Below are 17,904 nucleotides of genomic sequence, written 5' to 3' on the forward strand. Positions count from 1 at the left end.
TAAAACAAACGTTTCATAAGAAAGGGGGATGTTATGAAACGAGTTGTATTTGGATGTATATTGCTATTATTTTTAGTGGGTTGTACAGACAAAGTAAATGTTACAATGCCAGAGGATCTACCTGATTTTGTGAAAGAAAGTGATATTGAATCAGTTGATTGGAATCAAAAGGCAGTGGAATTTGGTGATAGAGGCATTATTGGTAATGCTGATAAGTCGGGTGTCATTGGTGCGAATATGCCTAGTCTAAGCACACAAAAATGGATGTGGCATCTATGGGGAATAGATGAAGTACGAGATACAGAATTAACAGTTATTGGATACCATAGAGACTCTAAAGTCATACAACCGATTTTAGCGAATGGTTGGAGCATAGGACTCGGAGGACCTGTTAATGGAGCAGATGCTCATACACCTTCTCATGTGAAAGTTCCTAAGCCTGGTGAATGGGCTATTCTACTGTATACAAATGAAAAATACTTTGATACGTTGATATACGATATCCAGGAATAATAGTAAACCCTTATTTTGTAAGTATTTATACTTATAAAATAAGGGTTTTTGATGTTTGTATATGTATTGGGAAAGGAGGTGTATGGTGTGCGCATGTAAGCTTGCATTGTGTATTGCTTTCATATTTCTGAAATGCACAAGATGCTGAAGACGCCATTCAAAAATTTAAATGCGAAGAGCTATTGAACATAGATAATTACAGTGCATGGTTGTAGCAAGAAAAATATTAAATTGGTAATATAAAAAATAAAATGGAGGTCAGCAGTATGAAAGATTTACGTTATCCCATTGGACAATTCCAATTTCCCAAAGAAATGAATTCACAGCAAGTACTAGAGTGGATTAATGAAATTCGTTTGTTACCAAAACAACTTGCAGAGGCATTAAGTGGTGCAAGCGAGCAAGACTTAGTAAAATCTTACCGTGAAAATGGCTGGACTGTGACACAGCTAGTCCATCATATTGCTGATAGTCATATGAATAGCTATATTCGTTTTAAGCTAGCGTTAACAGAGGATGTACCAACCATTAAGCCATACGATGAGGCAGAATGGGCACAGCTACCAGATTCTGAAATGCCAGTAGCAATTTCTTTTAATTTAATTGAAAGTTTACATGAACGTTGGATTTATTTACTGTCAAGCTTATCGGATGAACAATTACAAAGAGCCTTTAATCATCCTGATTCAGGCCTAACGACTCTTGAGCATGCAATTGGCCTTTATGCATGGCATGGTAAGCATCATTTGGCACATATTCAGAATGCTTTGGTTAAATAAATATGGATGTTTTATGAAAAAACAAGTGATTTCTGCTAATGAGGAAATCACTTGTTTTCATTTTTTATTTAAGTTTATTTTATACGATAGTAATACCAGCACTTGCGTTACCAGCAAGTGTAGCAGCAACTCCTGTAGTAGTCATAGAGAATACCATTAGTAAACGATCACCAGTACTTACAGGTACTGAAACGTTTGCATTACCACTTGCAATCGTACCTACTGCCAATGCTATTAGTGGTAAAGGTGGTAATAAATCAACAAATGCTGCAGTAGGGCTGAATACATTGCTTCCTTGAACTGCGCGGTAAATCTGTGCTCTGACAGTTGCTGTTCCAGTTAGAGTTAAAGCAGCAGTTGCTGAGATTGTAGCAGAAATAGATGTAATAGTACCTGGACGTGGAACCGTAAATGCTTCTGTAGCAGCAGAAGTTGTTAAATCAATATTAACGCCAGCAAGAGTAATCCCTGGAACTGCTGTACCAAAACCTACAAGACTTACAGTTGCAATTAAACCAGTAGCAGCAGCTACTAATGCAACAGGAGTTATTCCTGATGAGAATGGGATAATAGAACCAGTAGCTACTGGTGGAGTAATACATGCAGCGTCAATTGCAACAAAAGGTCCCAGTGCAGTACACTCCCCGTTACCATGACCGTTACCTGAACAGCCACACATTGAGTTATTCAAACACATTTTTACACCCCCTTTCTTCATTATTCTATTCATTTCAGATTAGGGGTTAAGGGCAATTATCTATTTCACCTATAAATTCAATGATTTCTTAATGACTGCTTTTATTTGACACATAAAGACATCCACTATGTATGTTTTGACATAGTGGATGTTTAAGATAATGTTAACTCCATCTTTTAAAGAAATCGAAAAATGAGTTTTTTCCCTTTTTATGTTCTTCCTCAATCGGCTTGTTTACAGATTCAAGTTGCATGATCTCTTCTTCAAAGGACGGATGAACCTCATAGGTTGCATCAGCATGATACACTTCAACATATTCTTCTGTTTCCAATGAAGGAGAATGATCTATAGCTGAAGGTTCTGCTACTGTTTCTGCAATGATTTGCTTGAGAGGTTCACTAGCTATTGCTTCAATGTCTTGACTAACAGGTTCGCTAGGTTGCTCCAAGAGAACTTGTTCTATCGATTCATTCGTTACAATGGGATTCTCAAGATTGTTATGTTCATTCTCAATTTTCACAGCCTCCATAGGATTATTGAATGTTTCAGTTTTAGTGCTATCTGATTCATTAACTATAGAAGATTGTAAAGTATCATTCTCAATGTTTTCTTCTCTTGAAGCAGGCTGTACGGCAGATGGATCATATACACTTACTGGAACTTCCTTTGCATCCATGGCATTTTTAAAATGGAAGGTGGATTCAACTGTCGTGTTTCTGTATAAACCATTGTATATTTGGCTGGGGTGCGTATTGATTGATTGGAAATATTGCTGATTAAAATGCCGTTCTTCAGGTTTAGTTTCCGGTAGACCATTCTGAGGAGAGGGACCCCCGATATTTACATTTGGTTGGTGGTTTTTGGCTTTACCTGCCACACTTTGTAGTAGTCTATAAGAAGGTTGTGCTGATGTAATTGTAGTTTGATCTACTGTCTGTGTCATTCTAGGTTGTCTAGGTAAAAGATTCGAATAAGTTTGTGCAGGCATGTCAATGGAGGGAGGTACGGTTTTTGTTTCATTTCCTTTAATTGGCAATATCTTATTTAAAATTGATAAAATCTCTTGGTTCATTCCTTCAATGGTTTGATTCAAAGACTCAAGCTGTGTTGAAAGAACCTTGATTTGATCGTCGTATCCTTTTATATATGAATTTTGTTTAGTATCCAATGTCTCTGTAATCCCTTCTAAATGGGCCATCTGTGTTTTTAGTCCATCAAACTCCTGCTTCATATAAAGGAAATCTTCAATTGACTTCCCCATTTTTAACGAGGTTAATGATTCTCTATAAGATTCAATTTTTTCCTTTAAATTTTCAATTTCTTGAGTGGTATACAATTTTGACTCTTCCATTGTAGTTCACCCCTTTCAGTCCATTATTAGTTTATTAAAAATATTGACTTTCTGTTACAAATATAACGGTTCTTTCAACATTTTGATTCGTATCGTTAATGAGGGAGGAGTATGAAAACAAATCTTGATTGATTTTAATAAATATCCAATGTAACTATTTGTTAGCCCATGCACTTATAGCTGAAAAACATATGCTACAAACGAAAGATAAAAATTTTATGGAGGTGTCAAAAGGATGCAAGAGCATATGCCATCCCAGGCGCAGGAACTAATCTGTATAAATGTTGATAAGGTATACGACTGGATTGTAAAAGAAATGTCGTTTGATATTTCACCTACTGGACCAATTACATTCCCAGGTGTTACAGCAACTACTGACTTAACAGGTGCTATTGTTACTTGTCGAGTAATTCCAGCAACTACAAATCCAATTGTGATTCTGAACCGTGAGAATCGCCAATTCTCTATTGATGGATCAACTGTTTGTCTGCAACATCTAAATGTTCAAAAGAACTTCATTCTAACAATTGTCGTTACTTTACCTAATGGTACTGTTTTCACAAGCAATAATATTCCAGTTTCTCGCTGTGAGCAAGTGACATTATGTGCACCTAAGGGAACAGACGTTGAAATTTTATACACAGATTTAGATTGCTTCGTTTGTACAACTGGAACACTTAGTGTTGGAACAGGTGCTGCAGCAGGTACAATCACGTTCTCTGCGTTGACAATTACTGTTGCTGTTTGTCAAAGTATTCAATCTACATTCCCAGTTACTGTGGAATTTTTAGCAACTTTCTGCGAACCAAGAGCAGACTTACCATTCTCATGTCCAACTGCGGTTCGTCCACAACAATGCCCAGTTATTTTCCCAACTGTTGGTTAATTGTGATAACAAAAAGAAGAAAGTCATACTATGAAGAGAGGGTAATCCTCTCTTTTTTTAATGGAAATAACAAGGAGGTTTAAAGTGGCAGATCGTATTGAAGACAAGATACAGGCACTAAAAGAACAAACAAATGCCTATGTTCATGATATTAAAAGGTTGGTTGAGGAATTAGCAATTCCGAATAGGATTAACCTCATTAGTTATTTTACAACTGCACTTAATATTTCTTATGATCCTGAGCAAGAGAGTTTATGTTTAGGCTCCTATCATATTCGTAATATTGGTAGTGCAGCCGTCACGAACCCATCTTTGTGTATAACAATACCCAAGGAGTCACCGTTTTATTTTTCAGGGAGATATGTTCATGAAAATTTCACTCCGAATTTTAAAACTCAGGGGCAGAGTCAGTGGGAGCGTTTTAATGACAAATCAAGCAAAGAGGAGTATTGGCTGAGACCAGTTGGTAAATCAACAATCGAACCGAATGAAACCATTTCATTTACCAATTTTCAAATAAAATGGTCCCATAATTTATCATATTCAGGCACGATTATGGGTTTTACATATTGCGATCAGCTCACAGAAGGTGTTGTTGTTTTAAATCCAATTAATCTAAATGGAATGGGCCAAACACAGGAGGAAGACAATGGGTGACAACGAAAAACAAGAGTTTGGTAGTGTAATTCAACAATTAGTAAAGGAACAGCTAAGTCGTCGTAATGAACAAGATAATAGCTTTGCCTTTCTTGAAAAAAGTACATTACAGCTATTAATAGCCTATCTTGTTTCAGACGAAAAGAGTCATGTTGAACAAATAGAGAATTCAAAGTTAGAAGAAAAATGGATGAAGCAGCTGGATGATTTACTAGAGGAAAGTAGAGAGCAGCTTGAAGAGGTGGTCGATTTACTAAAAAGATATTCAGGCTAGGGGGTGTGATGATGGACAATGATATTGTGAAAAACAATGATCCAATACAGCTCCAACAAATGATTATTTTTTTAAGGGCCGAGTTAGCCAAGTACAAAAATGAAGTAAAAAGACTTAGAGATAGTGATTATTATGCTTTGGTTCTTCGACTTGAACGAGAAAATGTTCAATTAACAAGGCATAAAAAAGAACTTTCGATGGAACTCCTAAAGTTGAAAAGAGACTTTGATAAAGAATTGCAAGCTTACGATGAAGAAATTCAGAAGAGAGAAGCGCAAAGAAAAAAGCAAATTGCATCCATTGAGGCATTATTAAAGGAATTGGCAGAATTGCGGGCTGAAAAAAAGTCATTGATGGACAAATTTCAAGCATCAAAGGAGGCTTCGATCGATTCAAATGAAAGGTCTATTGTGGAAGGCATAGATAAAAAGTTAAGTGACTATACAACCATAGCAAGTAAACAAATGGAGAATATTTTAGAGACACTAGAAAAATACCATAGAGAGAAAGTAGAATCAGACAACCTTCATCGACATTTACTAAGTGAGTTAGAGACGAAAAATCTAGATATTGAGAGATTATCCAATGAAATCGTTGCATTAAAGAAACAATCTAAGGATGGTAGCACATCAATGAAACAAGGAGTTAATATTGACGAACAAATAGATTTTAGATTACGCATGCTCGATGAATTAGATGAGAAATTGAATGAACTAGCGTTAGAAATCAATAGTGAGCAGCTTTAGCTATAAAATTTCATCATGACTGTTTCAAAGATATGCCTTTGAAACAGTCATTTTTTGATTTGCATAAAAAGCTTATAAGAAGGTTCAACCGCTCACAAAGAAGAGGAAGGCGCTCCAAAGCAGGTTAACCCCGCTCACAAAGTAGAAGACACCACTCTAAAACAGGTCAGACCCGCTCATGAGGAACTCATCATGACCCCCATTCCAATATTATTTTGTTTCTCTATGCAGGGTTACACGCTTCAGACGAGGGGAGTACTTTTTAAGCTCCAATCTTTCGGGATTATTGCGTTTATTTTTAGTAGTAATATAGTTTTTATCACCTGTTTCAGTACAGGCTAGTGTTACTTGTACACGCATTGAAGGACCTCCTTTTAAATAGTAATTATTACGATTTAAACAATATATTTCTCACTGGATATTGTCAAGTTTAATTTCACTAGTAATAAAAAGCTTTGCATTTTCCAAAGTAATATGATTTAATTACAAATTGTAAATAGTAATGATTACGATTTGAGGAGTTGTAAGAATGACAAAGAAAATTCCTGTTACAGTATTGAGTGGATATTTAGGTTCTGGTAAGACAACAATGATGAATCATGTATTGCAAAACAAAAAGGATTTACGTGTCGCTGTTATTGTGAATGATATGAGTGAAATTAATATTGATGCGGAGCTTATCGCAAATGGTAGCGGTATATCACGTACAGAAGAGAAATTTGTGGAGCTATCGAATGGTTGTATTTGCTGTACATTACGAGAGGATCTATTGCAGGAGGTGGAACGTCTTTCGAAGCTAGGCAATATTGATTACATTTTGATTGAATCGACAGGGATTAGTGAGCCGATTCCAGTTGCACAAACATTTAGTTATTTAGACGAGGAGCTTGGCATTGATTTAACGAAGTTTTGTCGATTAGATACAATGGTTACTGTCGTAGATGCCCATCGTTTTTGGCATGATTTTCAGTCTGGGGAAAGCTTATTGGAGAGGAAGGAAGCTGTTGGTGAATTAGATGAGCGTGATGTTGCAGACCTTCTTATTGATCAAATTGAATTTTGTGATGTCCTTATTTTAAATAAGTGCGATTTAGTATCCGCAGAGGAGCTTGAGCGATTAGAACGTATTTTACGTGCATTACAGCCTGAGGCAAAACTTATACGTACAACAAATGGTGTTATTGATCCAGTTGAAATTTTAAATACGGGGCGCTTTGACTTTGAACGTGTCTCTGAATCGGCTGGTTGGTTAAAGGAGTTGGAGCTTGGTCATGAAAACCATACACCAGAGACTGAGGAGTACGGGATCTCTTCTTTTACCTATAAACGCAAAAGACCGTTTCATCCGATGCGCTTTGTTGAGTGGTGTGATCACATGCCAGATTCAATAGTACGAGCGAAGGGTATTATTTGGAGTGCAAGACATCAGGAAGTTGCGCTATTATTATCGCAAGCTGGGTCATCTGCAAAAATTGAACCAGTCTCTTATTGGGTAGCGGCACTTTCTCAAGCCCAGCAGCAGGATGTATTCCAGCAAAGCCCTGAAGTATTGGAAGATTGGGATGAAGAGTTCGGAGATCGAATGACACAACTTGTGATTATTGGCATTGATCTAGATCGAGAAGACATCACTAAACAGTTGGACAACTGTCTGTTAACAAATGAAGAGTTTCAGAACCCTTGGGAACGTCTACAAGATCCCTTTAACTGGGAATGGCAATAAAGAAGAAAAGAAGATTTCGGCTAAGACTCCGAAATCTTCTTTTGAAATACACGATTATAATTAGTAGCATCTCGTAATGCTTTTTCTTCTATAGGTATTCGGACAGAAAGCATTGTAATATTGAGTAATGTAAAACAAAATGCTGTAAAGTAAGCCTGAAACATGAGTGGTAGCAAAAGGATTTCTAAACAAACTACCGCATAATTGGGGTGGCGCATATATTCATATGGCCCTTTACGAACAACTTGTGCGTCAGGTAAAATGAGGATTTTTGTATTCCAAAAAGTGCCTAAAGAGCGAATACACCAGATCCGCAAAGCCTGCACTGCTAAAAATAATATAAAAAATAACGGAAATAAGGGCGAGATACCATTGTTGTTTGTGACGATTTCCACTATTAAAAACAGAAAAAAACTAATATGCATGGCTACCATATATGGGTAGTGTGAAGCACCTACTTCATAGGCTCCTTGTGAAAGCATCCATTTCTCATTGCGCTTGGCAATGACAACTTCTGTCAATCTTTGTAGAACGACAAGGATAAAAATAAAATAGAAGATCATGTTACTCCCTCCAGTTTAATAATACAGCTTCTGCACAAAAACCAGGGCCAAGAGCTACGAGCAAGCCTGTATCCTCCACTTGTCCTTCATTTAACATAAACTGCTCTAATACGTATAGCACTGTCGGTGATGACATATTACCATGTCGTCTCAATATTTCCCGAGAAATGTCGGTTTTTTTGGGAGATAGATAAAGTGTATCTTCGTAAGCTTTTAATACCTTTTTTCCTCCCGGATGCGCAATAAAATGAGTCAATTGTTCGCTGTACAGTCTTTGTTCCATTAAAAATTGCTCAATGAAAGGTCCGAGCCAATTGGTAATAATAGAAGGAATACTTTTTTGGAAAATGACATGAAGCCCGTTGTTCTTCACATCCCAACCCATTACATTTTCCGAATCTGGCATCCATTTAGAACCTGTAGCTAGAATATTAGGGGTTGGCCTTTTTGTTGCGATAGCTGCTTCATCCCCACCAACAAGTATGCATGCTGCACCATCGGCAAAAAGAGAAGCACCAATTAAATTACTTTTAGAAAAATCATTTGGCTGAAAAGTGAGGCTACATAACTCGACACAAACGACAAGTACCTTTGCATGTGGATGGGCTTTACAAAAATCATAGGCTCTGCTTATACCAGCGGCTCCTCCTGCACAACCAAGACCCCATAGAGGAATGCGTTTAAGTCGATCTGAAAAGGGAAGCTTGTTCATAACACGTGCGTCAATGCTAGGTGTTGAAATTCCTGTACTGCTAACAAAAATGATGGCATCGATGTCCTCAGTAGGAATAGGTGAGGATAAAAAAGCTGTATTAGCTAAACATGCTTGAATGACACTTACACTGTAGTGTGTAGCTAACTCAATATATAAATTATTACGTTCTTCAAAGGAGTGATTCGTACGATGCCATTCAGCTGGCACACAAAAATGGCGTGTGTCGATGCCACCATTTTCAAAAACCTTTAAGTAGCGCTCTAGTTTTGGAATTTTTGCATAAAAAAGCTCTTTCGTTAGTTCCTCTGCGTTATCTTGCTGTAATGTGTAAGGTGGTTGATATGTGCTAATTGAAATGATTTTAGGCAATCCAACATCTCCTCGCATTTAATGGTTTTGTTCATTGTATGCGTGGATGATTGGAATAAATGCTTATAATATTGTAATTGACAATTTCTGAAAATTTAGCTATATTGATAACAACTAAATGGAAAGTAGGTGATGTGACATGATGAATAGATCTGTAATTAGCGAACTGCAATTCGGTTTGTTCAATTTCACACGCCTAAAATATACAAAGTGACGCCGTGCCATAACTCGGGGTATTTGTGTATCTTTTAAACGTGCCTGTGAAACCTTGTAACTGCCGAATTGCAGCTACAAGGTTTTTTATTGTAGTTCCAAAAGGTGAATTGCGATAGGGCCTCTTGCGGATGACAACTATTTTCGCTGAGGCATCATACGTTTAGGAGGAAAATAAATTGAATTTAACAACATTAGGTTTTACAACATATTTTGAAGAGCAAATGATAGAAATGAAAAAACAGGCTAAATTAAAAAATTGTGTGCCTGCAAGGGTTACTTTAGAGCATAAGCATTCTTATCGGGTGTTAGCTGAAGAGGGAGAATGGCTTGCGACAATTGCTGGTCATTATGCGTATACATCTTTAGCGAGGGAGGACTATCCAGCAGTTGGTGATTGGGTGCTAGTGGAGAAAATGCCCGGAGAGGAACGAGCAATTATTCATCAGCTATTCCAACGAAAATCCGTATTTTCACGTAAAGTTGCAGGAACGGAAATTCAAGAACAGATTGTCGCATCAAATGTCGATATTGTGTTACTTGTTATGAGCTTGAACGAAGATTTTAATATTCGACGTTTGGAGAGATATTTAGTGGCTGCTTGGGATTCAGGGGCAAAGCCCATTATTGTCCTGACAAAAGCTGATTTATGCGAGGATGTTTCGAGCTTAGTACAAGAAGTGGAGTCTGTAGCCTTTGGTGTGGATATCTTTGTAACGAGTGCTCTATCGGGAGAAGGTCTAAAGGAAATTCAGACGTTATTCACAGAGGGGGTCACGGGGGCACTATTGGGGTCTTCTGGAGCAGGGAAATCCACATTAACAAATGCTTTATGTGGTGAGATACTAATGAAGGTAGCGGGTATACGTGAGGATGATGCCAAGGGACGACATACAACAACCCATCGAGAGCTAGTAGTATTGCCTGCTGGTGGCTGTCTAATTGATACGCCAGGAATGCGTGAGCTTCAACTGTGGGATCAAGGGGATAGTTTAGCTTCTAGCTTTCAAGATATTGAGGAACTAGCAACAGCTTGTCGTTATCGTGATTGTACACATCAAAAAGAGCCTTATTGTGCTGTCCAGCAAGCTATTGTAGATGGGGACTTGGACCAATATCGTCTACAAAGCTATTTTAAGCTGCAAAGAGAATTGGCTTATATGGAGCGCAAAACAAATACGCAAGCAAAACTTGAGGAGCAACGCAAGTGGAAGCAAATAGCCAAGGGAATGAAAAAGGGGAAGAAATAATCAATAGGAGCACAGCCATGACAATTAAAAACATCAATCATTTATTGTTTTCAGTTTCTAATTTAGAGGAATCCATCACTTTTTATGAAAGAGTATTTGATGCCAAGTTGCTAGTAAAGGGGAACAGCACAGCCTATTTTGATGTAAATGGGCTGTGGCTAGCTCTGAATGTAGAAAAGGATATACCCCGTAATGACATCCATCATTCCTATACACACATTGCCTTCACAATCGCTGAGGATGACTTTGATAAGGTGTATGACAGATTGGTTCAGCTAAAGGTCAATATTTTAGCAGGTCGGCAAAGAGATGAAAAGGATAAAAAATCGATTTACTTTACAGATCCTGATGGTCATAAATTTGAATTTCATACAGGAACTTTGCAAGATCGTTTGGATTATTATAAGCAAGAAAAGCAGCATATGGTGTTTTTTGATAACTAATTAAGGAGAGATTTTATGAATAAAGCGTTTATTTTTGATATGGACGGAACATTATTTCAAACCAATCTTATTTTAGAGCCTGCGCTCGACGCAACATTTGATGTGCTGCGGACAAACGGCTTGTGGCAGGGAGAAACACCTATAGAAAAATATAGAGAAATAATGGGGGTTCCTTTACCTGTTGTGTGGGAAACATTATGTCCTATGCATGCTTTAGAGATACGAGAAGAGAGCAATGTATTATTCCATGTAAAGCTGATTGAGCAAATACGTGGACATAAAGGTGCTTTGTATCCAAACGCTGAACAAACCCTTGCAACATTGTCAGAGAATTATCCGTTATACATAGCGAGTAATGGACAGATTGACTATTTACAAGCAATCGTCGAAACCTATCAGTTGGAGCGTTTTATAAAGGGAATCTATAGCATTCAAGCAATTGCAAGTGGGCATAAATCGGATCTGGTCAAAAGAGTTGTAGATGAAAATACAATTGATTATGGAGCAGTGGTAGGAGATCGTTCTTCGGATATCCAAGCTGCACAGGACAATCAATTACTATCAATAGGTGTTCGCTTTGACTTTGCACAAGACAAGGAGTTAGAAAAAGCAGATATAGTAATTGATGATTTAACTGATTTGCTAAAGGTTACATTCGATTAACTCGAGAAAATGAATCAAAAAAAAGACGCTTTTACAACAATCATTGCATTTCCTCACAAGAAGGCGTAAAATAATGCCAATCCTATAGAAAAAGCATTGAGAAGGAAAAGTAAATTGGATTAGCATTTTGTAGAGAGCCTCTGTTGGTGTAAATGAGGTAAATGAACCCTTTTGAAAATGACCTTTGAGCTTCGTACCGAAAGCTTTTTAGCCAGTAGATTACGACGAGATGGGCACTCGTTACAACAGCAGCAGTATCTCTTTTTTGAGTGAAGACGTACTGATAGAGGCAAATAGTGTAAGCTATTTGTAAATATAGGTGGTAACACGGGTATACTCGTCCTAATCAGATTTGATTAGGGCGATTTTTTTTTACCATTTTTTCTGTGAGGGGAGCAATTTAGAATGACGATTGTTATTGGAGGCGCTTGGCCGTATGCAAATGGCTCTTTGCATTTAGGGCATGTTGCCGCATTATTACCAGGTGATATTTTGGCTAGATATTACCGACAAAAAGGTGAGCAGGTTTTATATGTATCAGGCAGTGATTGTAATGGTACACCCATTTCTATACGTGCCGCACAAGAGAATACAACGACAGAAGCTATAGCTAATCACTATCATGAGGAGTTTACTAGATGCTTTCATGATTTAGGATTTACCTATGATTTGTACACAAGAACGGATGCGGAGCACCACCATGAATCCGTTAAGGCCCTTTTCTTACAGCTACTGGCTAATAATTTCTTATACAAGAAGAAAATTGAACAGGCTTACTGTGAGACGGATAAACAATTTCTACCAGATCGATTTGTCGAGGGGCTCTGTCCAAATTGTGGAGCGAAAGCAAGGGGAGATCAATGTGATAACTGCTCAGAAATTTTAGACCCATTGGATTTAATTGATAAGCGCTGCAAAATTTGTGGGAACGAACCTGTTATTCGGGAAACTGAGCACTTTTATTTTACCTTTAGTCAATTTCAAGGAAGGTTGGAGTCTTATTTAGCACAAGCGAAAGCCGAGAAACGTTGGCGTGACAATGCTTTAGGGTTAACGGAGCGATACTTGGCAGAGGGAGTTCCTGACCGAGCGGTAACAAGAGATTTACCGAATGGCATAGATGTTCCAGTGCCAGGTTTTGAAGGGAAAAAAATATATGTATGGATTGAAGCTGTAGCAGGGTACTTAACAGCAAGCTTGGAATGGGCAAAAGAGCATCAAATAGCTATTGAAGATTTATGGAATGAAGAGACCATTTCATACTATGTACATGGGAAGGATAATATTCCATTCCATACAGTTATTTGGCCAGCCATTTTAATGGGAATTGGATCCAAGGCATTACCTACCCATATCGTATCTAATGAGTATTTAACATTAGAAAAACGCAAATTATCTACTAGTCAGAATTGGGCTGTATGGGTTCCTTATATTTTAAGCCGTTATGATGCGGACTCTATTCGTTACTTCTTAACGATGAATGCGCCAGAAAATCGTGATACTGATTTTTCATGGCGGGAATTTATTTATAGCCATAATGGCGAACTACTCGGAGCCTATGGCAATTTTGTAAACCGTACATTGAAGTTTATTGAGAAATCATTTGCTTGTCAGGTGCCACAAGCGGAGGTGGATAGCGACATTCGAAAACAAACCGTACAATTGTTTAATGAAGCGGGTGTTCTTATCGAAGGTGGTCATTTCAAACAGGCGTTAGAATCGATTTTTGAGTATATTCGCGGTGCTAATCGTTATTTTGATGAACAACAGCCATGGCTGCAGGTAAAAGAAAACGTAGAGGCAGGTAATCGTACATTAGCAACTTGCGTCTATATCATTGCGAATTTAGGACAGCTGCTGCATCCTTTCTTACCGTTTTCAGCAAAGAAAGTAAGAAATATGTTAGGTATAAATGAAATGATGTGGCATGAGCAAGTAGATCTCCCTAAAGTCATTCGAGAGGTGACACCATTATTTGAACGTCTTGATATCGAACGAATCGATGAGGAATATCAAAAACTAGTTAGGGATAGTCACTAGGATTGAAAAAGCAGTATGGCACAAGTGCCATACTGCTTTGCTATTTTCATTTAATTCATAACAGGTGTTAATTTTGTCACTACAATGCTATTGATCGCATTAATATAGGCTAATGCACTTGCCTTAAGAATATCTGTATCTGCTGCTTTTGCAATATACTTTTCGCCTTCATGCTCAATCGTAATTTTTACTTTACCTAAAGCCTCTTTGCCTCGTGAAACACTATTGATATTATATTCCACTAGTTTTACATCCATATTTGTAATTTCTGCAATGGCTGAATAGAGGGCATCAATTGGACCAGAGCCTACTGCACTAGCTTTAAATACTTCGCCGCCTTTTCGAACCTTAACACTTGCTGAAGGGAAGCTTGTATTGCTGACGACTTGTAGATCATCAAAATCAAAGAATTGCTCACTATAATGTGTAGCATTTTTATTATTGGCATCATGTTTTTCATAATAGCTTTCAACAATAACATATAAATCGTGATCATATACTTCTTTCTTCGCATCGGCTAGCTTTAAGAATCCTTCGAAAATACCTTCAAATTCCTCTGTTGAAAGATTAGTAAAACCTAATTTTTCAAGAGCATTTTTCACTGCATGGCGACCAGAGCGAGCTGTTAGTACTAGCTCCATATCATCAAGACCTACATCCTCAGGATGGACGATTTCATAAGCATCACGCGATTTTAACAAACCATCTTGATGAATACCAGAAGAATGGGCAAATGCATTATCTCCTGTAATGGCTTTATTGACCTGTACATCTAAGCCCATAAAGCTAGAAACAAGACGTGAAGTATTCATAATTTCTTTTGTATTAATACGTGTTTCTGCATTGTAGACGGAGCTACGAGTTTTAAGTGCCATGACAACTTCTTCTAATGCAGCATTACCTGCGCGTTCACCGATACCATTGATTGTACACTCTACCTTATCTGCACCATTTTTAATTGCAGCTAGCGTATTAGCCGTTGCCATGCCAAGATCATTGTGACAATGAACGCTTAAAAGAACGCTATCATCTAAATTTTTCATACGGTCATTTAATTTAAAAATCATTTCTCCAAATTCCTCTGGCTCTGCAAAGCCAACCGTATCAGGAACGTTAATCATCGTTGCGCCAGCTCTCATAACAGCTTCAATTGTTTTCCAAAGATATTCAAAGTCAGAACGAGAGGCATCCTCTGTGGAATATTGAACTTGCGGCAATAATGTTTTAGCGTATTTCACAGCATCCACGCCAATTTGTAAAATTTGATCTTTTGACTTGCTGAATTTTTTCTCCACATGAATATCAGAGGTTCCTAGTACCATGTGAATCATCGGGTTTTGAGCATACTTCACAGCATTATAGACAGCATCAATGTCAGCCTTTACAGCACGTGCTAATGCTGTAATCATAATGTCGTTTGTATTGCCAACCTTTTCAGCTACAGCTTTGACGGCATCAAAATCACCTTGAGAGGAAGCGGGGAATCCAGCCTCAATAATATCGACACCTAATTTTTTCAGCTGCTGAGCGATCTCTACTTTTTCATAAAGATTTAGCTTTGCTCCAGGCACCTGTTCGCCATCACGTAAAGTTGTATCAAACACCCAAATTTTTCTTCCCATTTTCAAACACTCCTTTTTAGTGATTAGTATCTAAAATCTACACTTAGGCCAATAAGTCATTAAAAAAATAAAAAACCCGTCTCTATTTAAAAATAGAGACGAGTTTATGCTCGCGGTACCACTCTAATTGACCTTCTCTTTATAGAAAAAGTCCCCTTATCGACAGCTATCACTGTCTATCCTGTTAACGGGGGAAACCGACATCCCTTACTAAAAAGTTCAGGGAGTAGCTCATGGACGAGTTCAAAATGTGTGCCTACCGATTTACACCAACCATCGGCTCTCTACAAGTACACAATCACTTTTACTATTTCCATTCTTGGCCTGCAATGTGTTGTTGAAAGCAATATTACTTGGATATTAACTGCCTGTCAATAATATTCTAAAAATTTATTTAATTCTGTCTTAAGTAATGTCTATTTTATTAAAAATTTGATATTTGGTGAAGTGTAAAATAAAGTGGTGAAGAATGTATTTACTAGGAAAAAATGGTGAGTAGGGTTAGCATACGATAGGTAGAAAAATCATGATATTTTTCTTTGTATGAAGAAACTGCTCGTTTTCTATAAACCTAAAGAAAACGAGCAGTTTTTTATTCTACCTTAAAACGAGAGACTTGCGTGTGAAGTTCTTCTGCCATATTTGAAAGTGTTGCTGCTGAAGCAGCTACTTCTTCGATAGTAGCTAATTGTTCCTCGGAAGCAGAAGCAACATTTTGTAAATTAGATGAGGACATCTGTGCAATAGTTGCAATTTCATCAAAGGAAGCATAGATTTGCTCTGCACTAGAGGACATCTCCTCTGACACTGTCGTTGCTTCTTGGATTTGCATGGATACTTGCTCAATCAGCTCAACAATCTTAGAGAAACCTTCTTCTGCTACCTTCACTACTTGCATACCAATTTGAACCTCTTGAGTTCCAGTATCCATCACCGTTACAGCACGGTTTGTATCCTGCTGTATTTCAGAAATCAAGGTAGCGATTTGCTCAGCGGATTTTTTTGATTGCTCTGCTAGCTTTTTCACTTCATCTGCTACGACTGCAAAGCCGCGTCCATGATCGCCTGCACGAGCCGCTTCAATGGCAGCATTAAGTGCTAATAAGTTTGTTTGTTCTGCAATATCAGTAATAATGCCAATGATATTACCAATTTCAATGGAATGCCCGTCTAGATTTTTAACAACACTTGCTGACTCTAAAACAGCCGTGTTGATTGTTGTCATCTGAGAGATAACACGATGTAAAGAATCATTCCCTTTCTTAGCCTCTGAATTTGTTTCGATTGCCAGTTCAGAAACAGCCGCAGTAGTAGAAGCTAATTGTTGTATACCCTTTGTCATGTTTTTCATTGCTTCTGAGCTTTCGGTTGCGTTTTTCCCTTGAGCCTCTGAGCCACTAGCAACCTCTTGAATAGAAGAAGTGATTTGTTCTGTAGCCTGTATAGTTTGCTCTGCACTAGCTGTTAACTCAGCAGCAGAGCCACTTACTTGTACAGTGTTTTGGCGCACATTCGTAATTAAATCCTTTAAATTTGTAGCCATTTGATTAAACGCAAGCGCTAGATCACCTACTTCATCACGATTCTTTATACGAATTTGTTCAGCTGTTAAGTCACCCTCAGCTATTTTTTTCGCAGCTTTAGCCATACCGTTAATTGGACGAGACATTAGACTACCAACAACCATAGCAATTATCAGACTTATGACAACAGCAAAGACTCCGAGAAGCATCATTTGGAGCTTGATGTCTTGAATTTGATTGGATGTAGCAGCCATTTTACCTTCTACATATTCATTTTGATAATTAGAAAGGTTTTCAACACGTTCATCGAATTGTTTAATAATTAAGCGTCCTTGAGTACTATCCAATTTTTCGTACTTCTCTGTTTCTCCAGCAGCTTTTAACTCAAACATACGATCTGCAAATTCTTGCACATTTTGCTCACTTTTATTAATAGCTTCAAGCATCTTAATTGATTTTTCTGAATCTAAAGTAGCCATTAATTCTTCAGATTTTTGTTTGAATTCCTCGCGTGAGGCTTGATTACTTTGAAAGTTTTGTTTGTCTCCAAGTAGTAAGTAGCCTCGCATGCTGACAATTTCCTGTTTTGCAATCACCCGTAATTCCTGAATACTTATAGATTTAGTAGTTTGTTCCTCCAATAATGTACGATAGGTCTTATTTACAGAATCAAGCTGTTTTATATTTAAGCCGATTGTTGTAACGAGTACCAAAATAACTATAAAAAAACCGAGTAATAATTTCTTGTAGATAGTAAATCGCATAGTTGAAATATCCTTTCTCAGTAATTAGTAGAAATGTTACAAAATAATGAAATATGTATATATATCATTTATATCAGATTATATGAATTTTACAAAGTATTATGAGTATTTCT

General features: G+C 37.5%; 18 protein-coding genes and 2 other annotated features. Of the genes, 11 read left to right on the forward strand and 7 right to left on the reverse strand.

The features are described 5' to 3' along the window. The first annotated feature begins 33 nt into the window (after nt 1-33). Nucleotides 34-513, forward strand: coding sequence for a hypothetical protein (locus AAJG31_RS15285; RefSeq protein WP_279493342.1), 480 nt, complete (start codon nt 34-36; stop codon nt 511-513). Between the two features lie 266 nt (nt 514-779). After that, nucleotides 780-1,292: a YfiT family bacillithiol transferase gene (locus AAJG31_RS15290; protein ID WP_279493341.1), complete on the forward strand. Its 513-nt coding sequence runs from the start codon at nt 780-782 to the stop codon at nt 1,290-1,292. Between the two features lie 79 nt (nt 1,293-1,371). On the opposite strand, the gene AAJG31_RS15295 is transcribed toward AAJG31_RS15290, so the two are convergent. Continuing rightward, nucleotides 1,372-1,989: an exosporium glycoprotein BclB-related protein gene (locus AAJG31_RS15295; RefSeq protein ID WP_048394100.1), complete on the reverse strand. Its 618-nt coding sequence runs from the start codon at nt 1,987-1,989 to the stop codon at nt 1,372-1,374. Nucleotides 1,990-2,152: 163 nt separating this feature from the next. After that, nucleotides 2,153-3,340: a hypothetical protein gene (locus tag AAJG31_RS15300; RefSeq protein ID WP_279493339.1), complete on the reverse strand. Its 1,188-nt coding sequence runs from the start codon at nt 3,338-3,340 to the stop codon at nt 2,153-2,155. Nucleotides 3,341-3,575: 235 nt separating this feature from the next. On the opposite strand from AAJG31_RS15300, the gene AAJG31_RS15305 reads away from it, so the two are divergent. The 4 genes from AAJG31_RS15305 to AAJG31_RS15320 all read left to right on the forward strand — a co-directional run bounded on the left by AAJG31_RS15305 (nt 3,576) and on the right by AAJG31_RS15320 (nt 5,903). Then, nucleotides 3,576-4,226 carry a hypothetical protein gene (locus AAJG31_RS15305; RefSeq protein WP_004231775.1) on the forward strand — a complete coding sequence of 217 codons (651 nt, stop codon included), beginning with the start codon at nt 3,576-3,578 and terminating at the stop codon, nt 4,224-4,226. Nucleotides 4,227-4,310: 84 nt separating this feature from the next. Further along, nucleotides 4,311-4,883, forward strand: coding sequence for a hypothetical protein (locus AAJG31_RS15310; RefSeq protein ID WP_048394104.1), 573 nt, complete (start codon nt 4,311-4,313; stop codon nt 4,881-4,883). After that, nucleotides 4,876-5,157 carry a hypothetical protein gene (locus AAJG31_RS15315; protein WP_048394106.1) on the forward strand — a complete coding sequence of 94 codons (282 nt, stop codon included), beginning with the start codon at nt 4,876-4,878 and terminating at the stop codon, nt 5,155-5,157. The genes AAJG31_RS15310 and AAJG31_RS15315 overlap by 8 nt, the downstream gene beginning before the upstream one ends. A gap of 11 nt (nt 5,158-5,168) precedes the next feature. After that, the gene (locus AAJG31_RS15320) at nt 5,169-5,903 is read left to right on the forward strand and encodes a hypothetical protein (RefSeq protein ID WP_115673134.1); all 735 of its coding nucleotides are present in this window, start codon (nt 5,169-5,171) and stop codon (nt 5,901-5,903) included. 210 nt (nt 5,904-6,113) lie between these two features. On the opposite strand, the gene rpmG is transcribed toward AAJG31_RS15320, so the two are convergent. Beyond that, nucleotides 6,114-6,263, reverse strand: coding sequence for a 50S ribosomal protein L33 (rpmG, locus tag AAJG31_RS15325; RefSeq protein WP_004231780.1), 150 nt, complete (start codon nt 6,261-6,263; stop codon nt 6,114-6,116). A gap of 169 nt (nt 6,264-6,432) precedes the next feature. On the opposite strand from rpmG, the gene AAJG31_RS15330 reads away from it, so the two are divergent. After that, on the forward strand, nt 6,433-7,626 hold the full coding sequence (locus AAJG31_RS15330; RefSeq protein ID WP_036079527.1) for a GTP-binding protein: 1,194 nt from the start codon (nt 6,433-6,435) through the stop codon (nt 7,624-7,626). A gap of 20 nt (nt 7,627-7,646) precedes the next feature. Here the strand turns inward: AAJG31_RS15330 and AAJG31_RS15335 are convergent, their stop codons facing one another. Together AAJG31_RS15335 and AAJG31_RS15340 are read right to left on the reverse strand one after the other, a co-directional pair. Then, nucleotides 7,647-8,189, reverse strand: coding sequence for an isoprenylcysteine carboxyl methyltransferase family protein (locus tag AAJG31_RS15335; RefSeq protein WP_036079526.1), 543 nt, complete (start codon nt 8,187-8,189; stop codon nt 7,647-7,649). 1 nt (nt 8,190) lies between these two features. After that, a complete protein-coding gene (locus tag AAJG31_RS15340) occupies nt 8,191-9,273 on the reverse strand; it encodes a 3-oxoacyl-[acyl-carrier-protein] synthase III C-terminal domain-containing protein (protein WP_279493335.1) in 1,083 nt (360 codons plus the stop codon). Nucleotides 9,274-9,665: 392 nt separating this feature from the next. Here AAJG31_RS15340 and rsgA point away from each other — a divergent pair, with 392 nt between their 5' ends. The 4 genes from rsgA to metG all read left to right on the forward strand — a co-directional run bounded on the left by rsgA (nt 9,666) and on the right by metG (nt 13,882). Further along, nucleotides 9,666-10,736, forward strand: a complete 1,071-nt coding sequence (rsgA, locus tag AAJG31_RS15345; RefSeq protein ID WP_279493332.1) for a ribosome small subunit-dependent GTPase A — start codon at nt 9,666-9,668, stop codon at nt 10,734-10,736. A 17-nt stretch (nt 10,737-10,753) separates the two neighbouring features. Further along, nucleotides 10,754-11,179 (forward strand): FosM family fosfomycin resistance protein, encoded by a 426-nt coding sequence (gene fosM / locus AAJG31_RS15350; RefSeq protein WP_279493331.1) that lies wholly within the window; start codon nt 10,754-10,756, stop codon nt 11,177-11,179. Nucleotides 11,180-11,194: 15 nt separating this feature from the next. Then, the gene (locus tag AAJG31_RS15355) at nt 11,195-11,842 is read left to right on the forward strand and encodes an HAD hydrolase-like protein (protein ID WP_279493330.1); all 648 of its coding nucleotides are present in this window, start codon (nt 11,195-11,197) and stop codon (nt 11,840-11,842) included. Nucleotides 11,843-11,929: 87 nt separating this feature from the next. After that, nucleotides 11,930-12,190 (forward strand) — a binding site (T-box leader). Nucleotides 12,191-12,247: 57 nt separating this feature from the next. Further along, nucleotides 12,248-13,882: a methionine--tRNA ligase gene (gene metG / locus AAJG31_RS15360; RefSeq protein ID WP_237898823.1), complete on the forward strand. Its 1,635-nt coding sequence runs from the start codon at nt 12,248-12,250 to the stop codon at nt 13,880-13,882. A 50-nt stretch (nt 13,883-13,932) separates the two neighbouring features. Here the strand turns inward: metG and AAJG31_RS15365 are convergent, their stop codons facing one another. Both AAJG31_RS15365 and AAJG31_RS15370 read right to left on the reverse strand, forming a co-directional pair. After that, nucleotides 13,933-15,504 carry a 2-isopropylmalate synthase gene (locus AAJG31_RS15365; protein ID WP_036079516.1) on the reverse strand — a complete coding sequence of 524 codons (1,572 nt, stop codon included), beginning with the start codon at nt 15,502-15,504 and terminating at the stop codon, nt 13,933-13,935. Nucleotides 15,505-15,595: 91 nt separating this feature from the next. Further along, nucleotides 15,596-15,834, reverse strand: a binding site (T-box leader). A gap of 262 nt (nt 15,835-16,096) precedes the next feature. Further along, complete coding sequence (locus AAJG31_RS15370; protein WP_103118926.1) at nt 16,097-17,791, reverse strand: methyl-accepting chemotaxis protein; 1,695 nt, start codon at nt 17,789-17,791, stop codon at nt 16,097-16,099. Nucleotides 17,792-17,904 lie beyond the last annotated feature (113 nt).

Source organism: Lysinibacillus sp. BS3 (genome assembly GCF_039614735.1).
GTDB classification, from domain to species: Bacteria; Bacillota; Bacilli; order Bacillales_A; family Planococcaceae; genus Lysinibacillus; species Lysinibacillus capsici.

Coding starts and splice junctions, on each gene's coding strand:
- AAJG31_RS15285 (WP_279493342.1), top strand. CDS start 34: ATGAAACGAGTTGTATTTGGATGTATATTGCTATTATTTTTAGTGGGT.
- AAJG31_RS15290 (WP_279493341.1), top strand. CDS start 780: ATGAAAGATTTACGTTATCCCATTGGACAATTCCAATTTCCCAAAGAA.
- AAJG31_RS15295 (WP_048394100.1), bottom strand. CDS start 1,989: ATGTGTTTGAATAACTCAATGTGTGGCTGTTCAGGTAACGGTCATGGT.
- AAJG31_RS15300 (WP_279493339.1), bottom strand. CDS start 3,340: ATGGAAGAGTCAAAATTGTATACCACTCAAGAAATTGAAAATTTAAAG.
- AAJG31_RS15305 (WP_004231775.1), top strand. CDS start 3,576: ATGCAAGAGCATATGCCATCCCAGGCGCAGGAACTAATCTGTATAAAT.
- AAJG31_RS15315 (WP_048394106.1), top strand. CDS start 4,876: ATGGGTGACAACGAAAAACAAGAGTTTGGTAGTGTAATTCAACAATTA.
- AAJG31_RS15320 (WP_115673134.1), top strand. CDS start 5,169: ATGGACAATGATATTGTGAAAAACAATGATCCAATACAGCTCCAACAA.
- rpmG (WP_004231780.1), bottom strand. CDS start 6,263: ATGCGTGTACAAGTAACACTAGCCTGTACTGAAACAGGTGATAAAAAC.
- AAJG31_RS15330 (WP_036079527.1), top strand. CDS start 6,433: ATGACAAAGAAAATTCCTGTTACAGTATTGAGTGGATATTTAGGTTCT.
- AAJG31_RS15335 (WP_036079526.1), bottom strand. CDS start 8,189: ATGATCTTCTATTTTATTTTTATCCTTGTCGTTCTACAAAGATTGACA.
- fosM (WP_279493331.1), top strand. CDS start 10,754: ATGACAATTAAAAACATCAATCATTTATTGTTTTCAGTTTCTAATTTA.
- AAJG31_RS15355 (WP_279493330.1), top strand. CDS start 11,195: ATGAATAAAGCGTTTATTTTTGATATGGACGGAACATTATTTCAAACC.
- metG (WP_237898823.1), top strand. CDS start 12,248: ATGACGATTGTTATTGGAGGCGCTTGGCCGTATGCAAATGGCTCTTTG.
- AAJG31_RS15365 (WP_036079516.1), bottom strand. CDS start 15,504: ATGGGAAGAAAAATTTGGGTGTTTGATACAACTTTACGTGATGGCGAA.
- AAJG31_RS15370 (WP_103118926.1), bottom strand. CDS start 17,791: ATGCGATTTACTATCTACAAGAAATTATTACTCGGTTTTTTTATAGTT.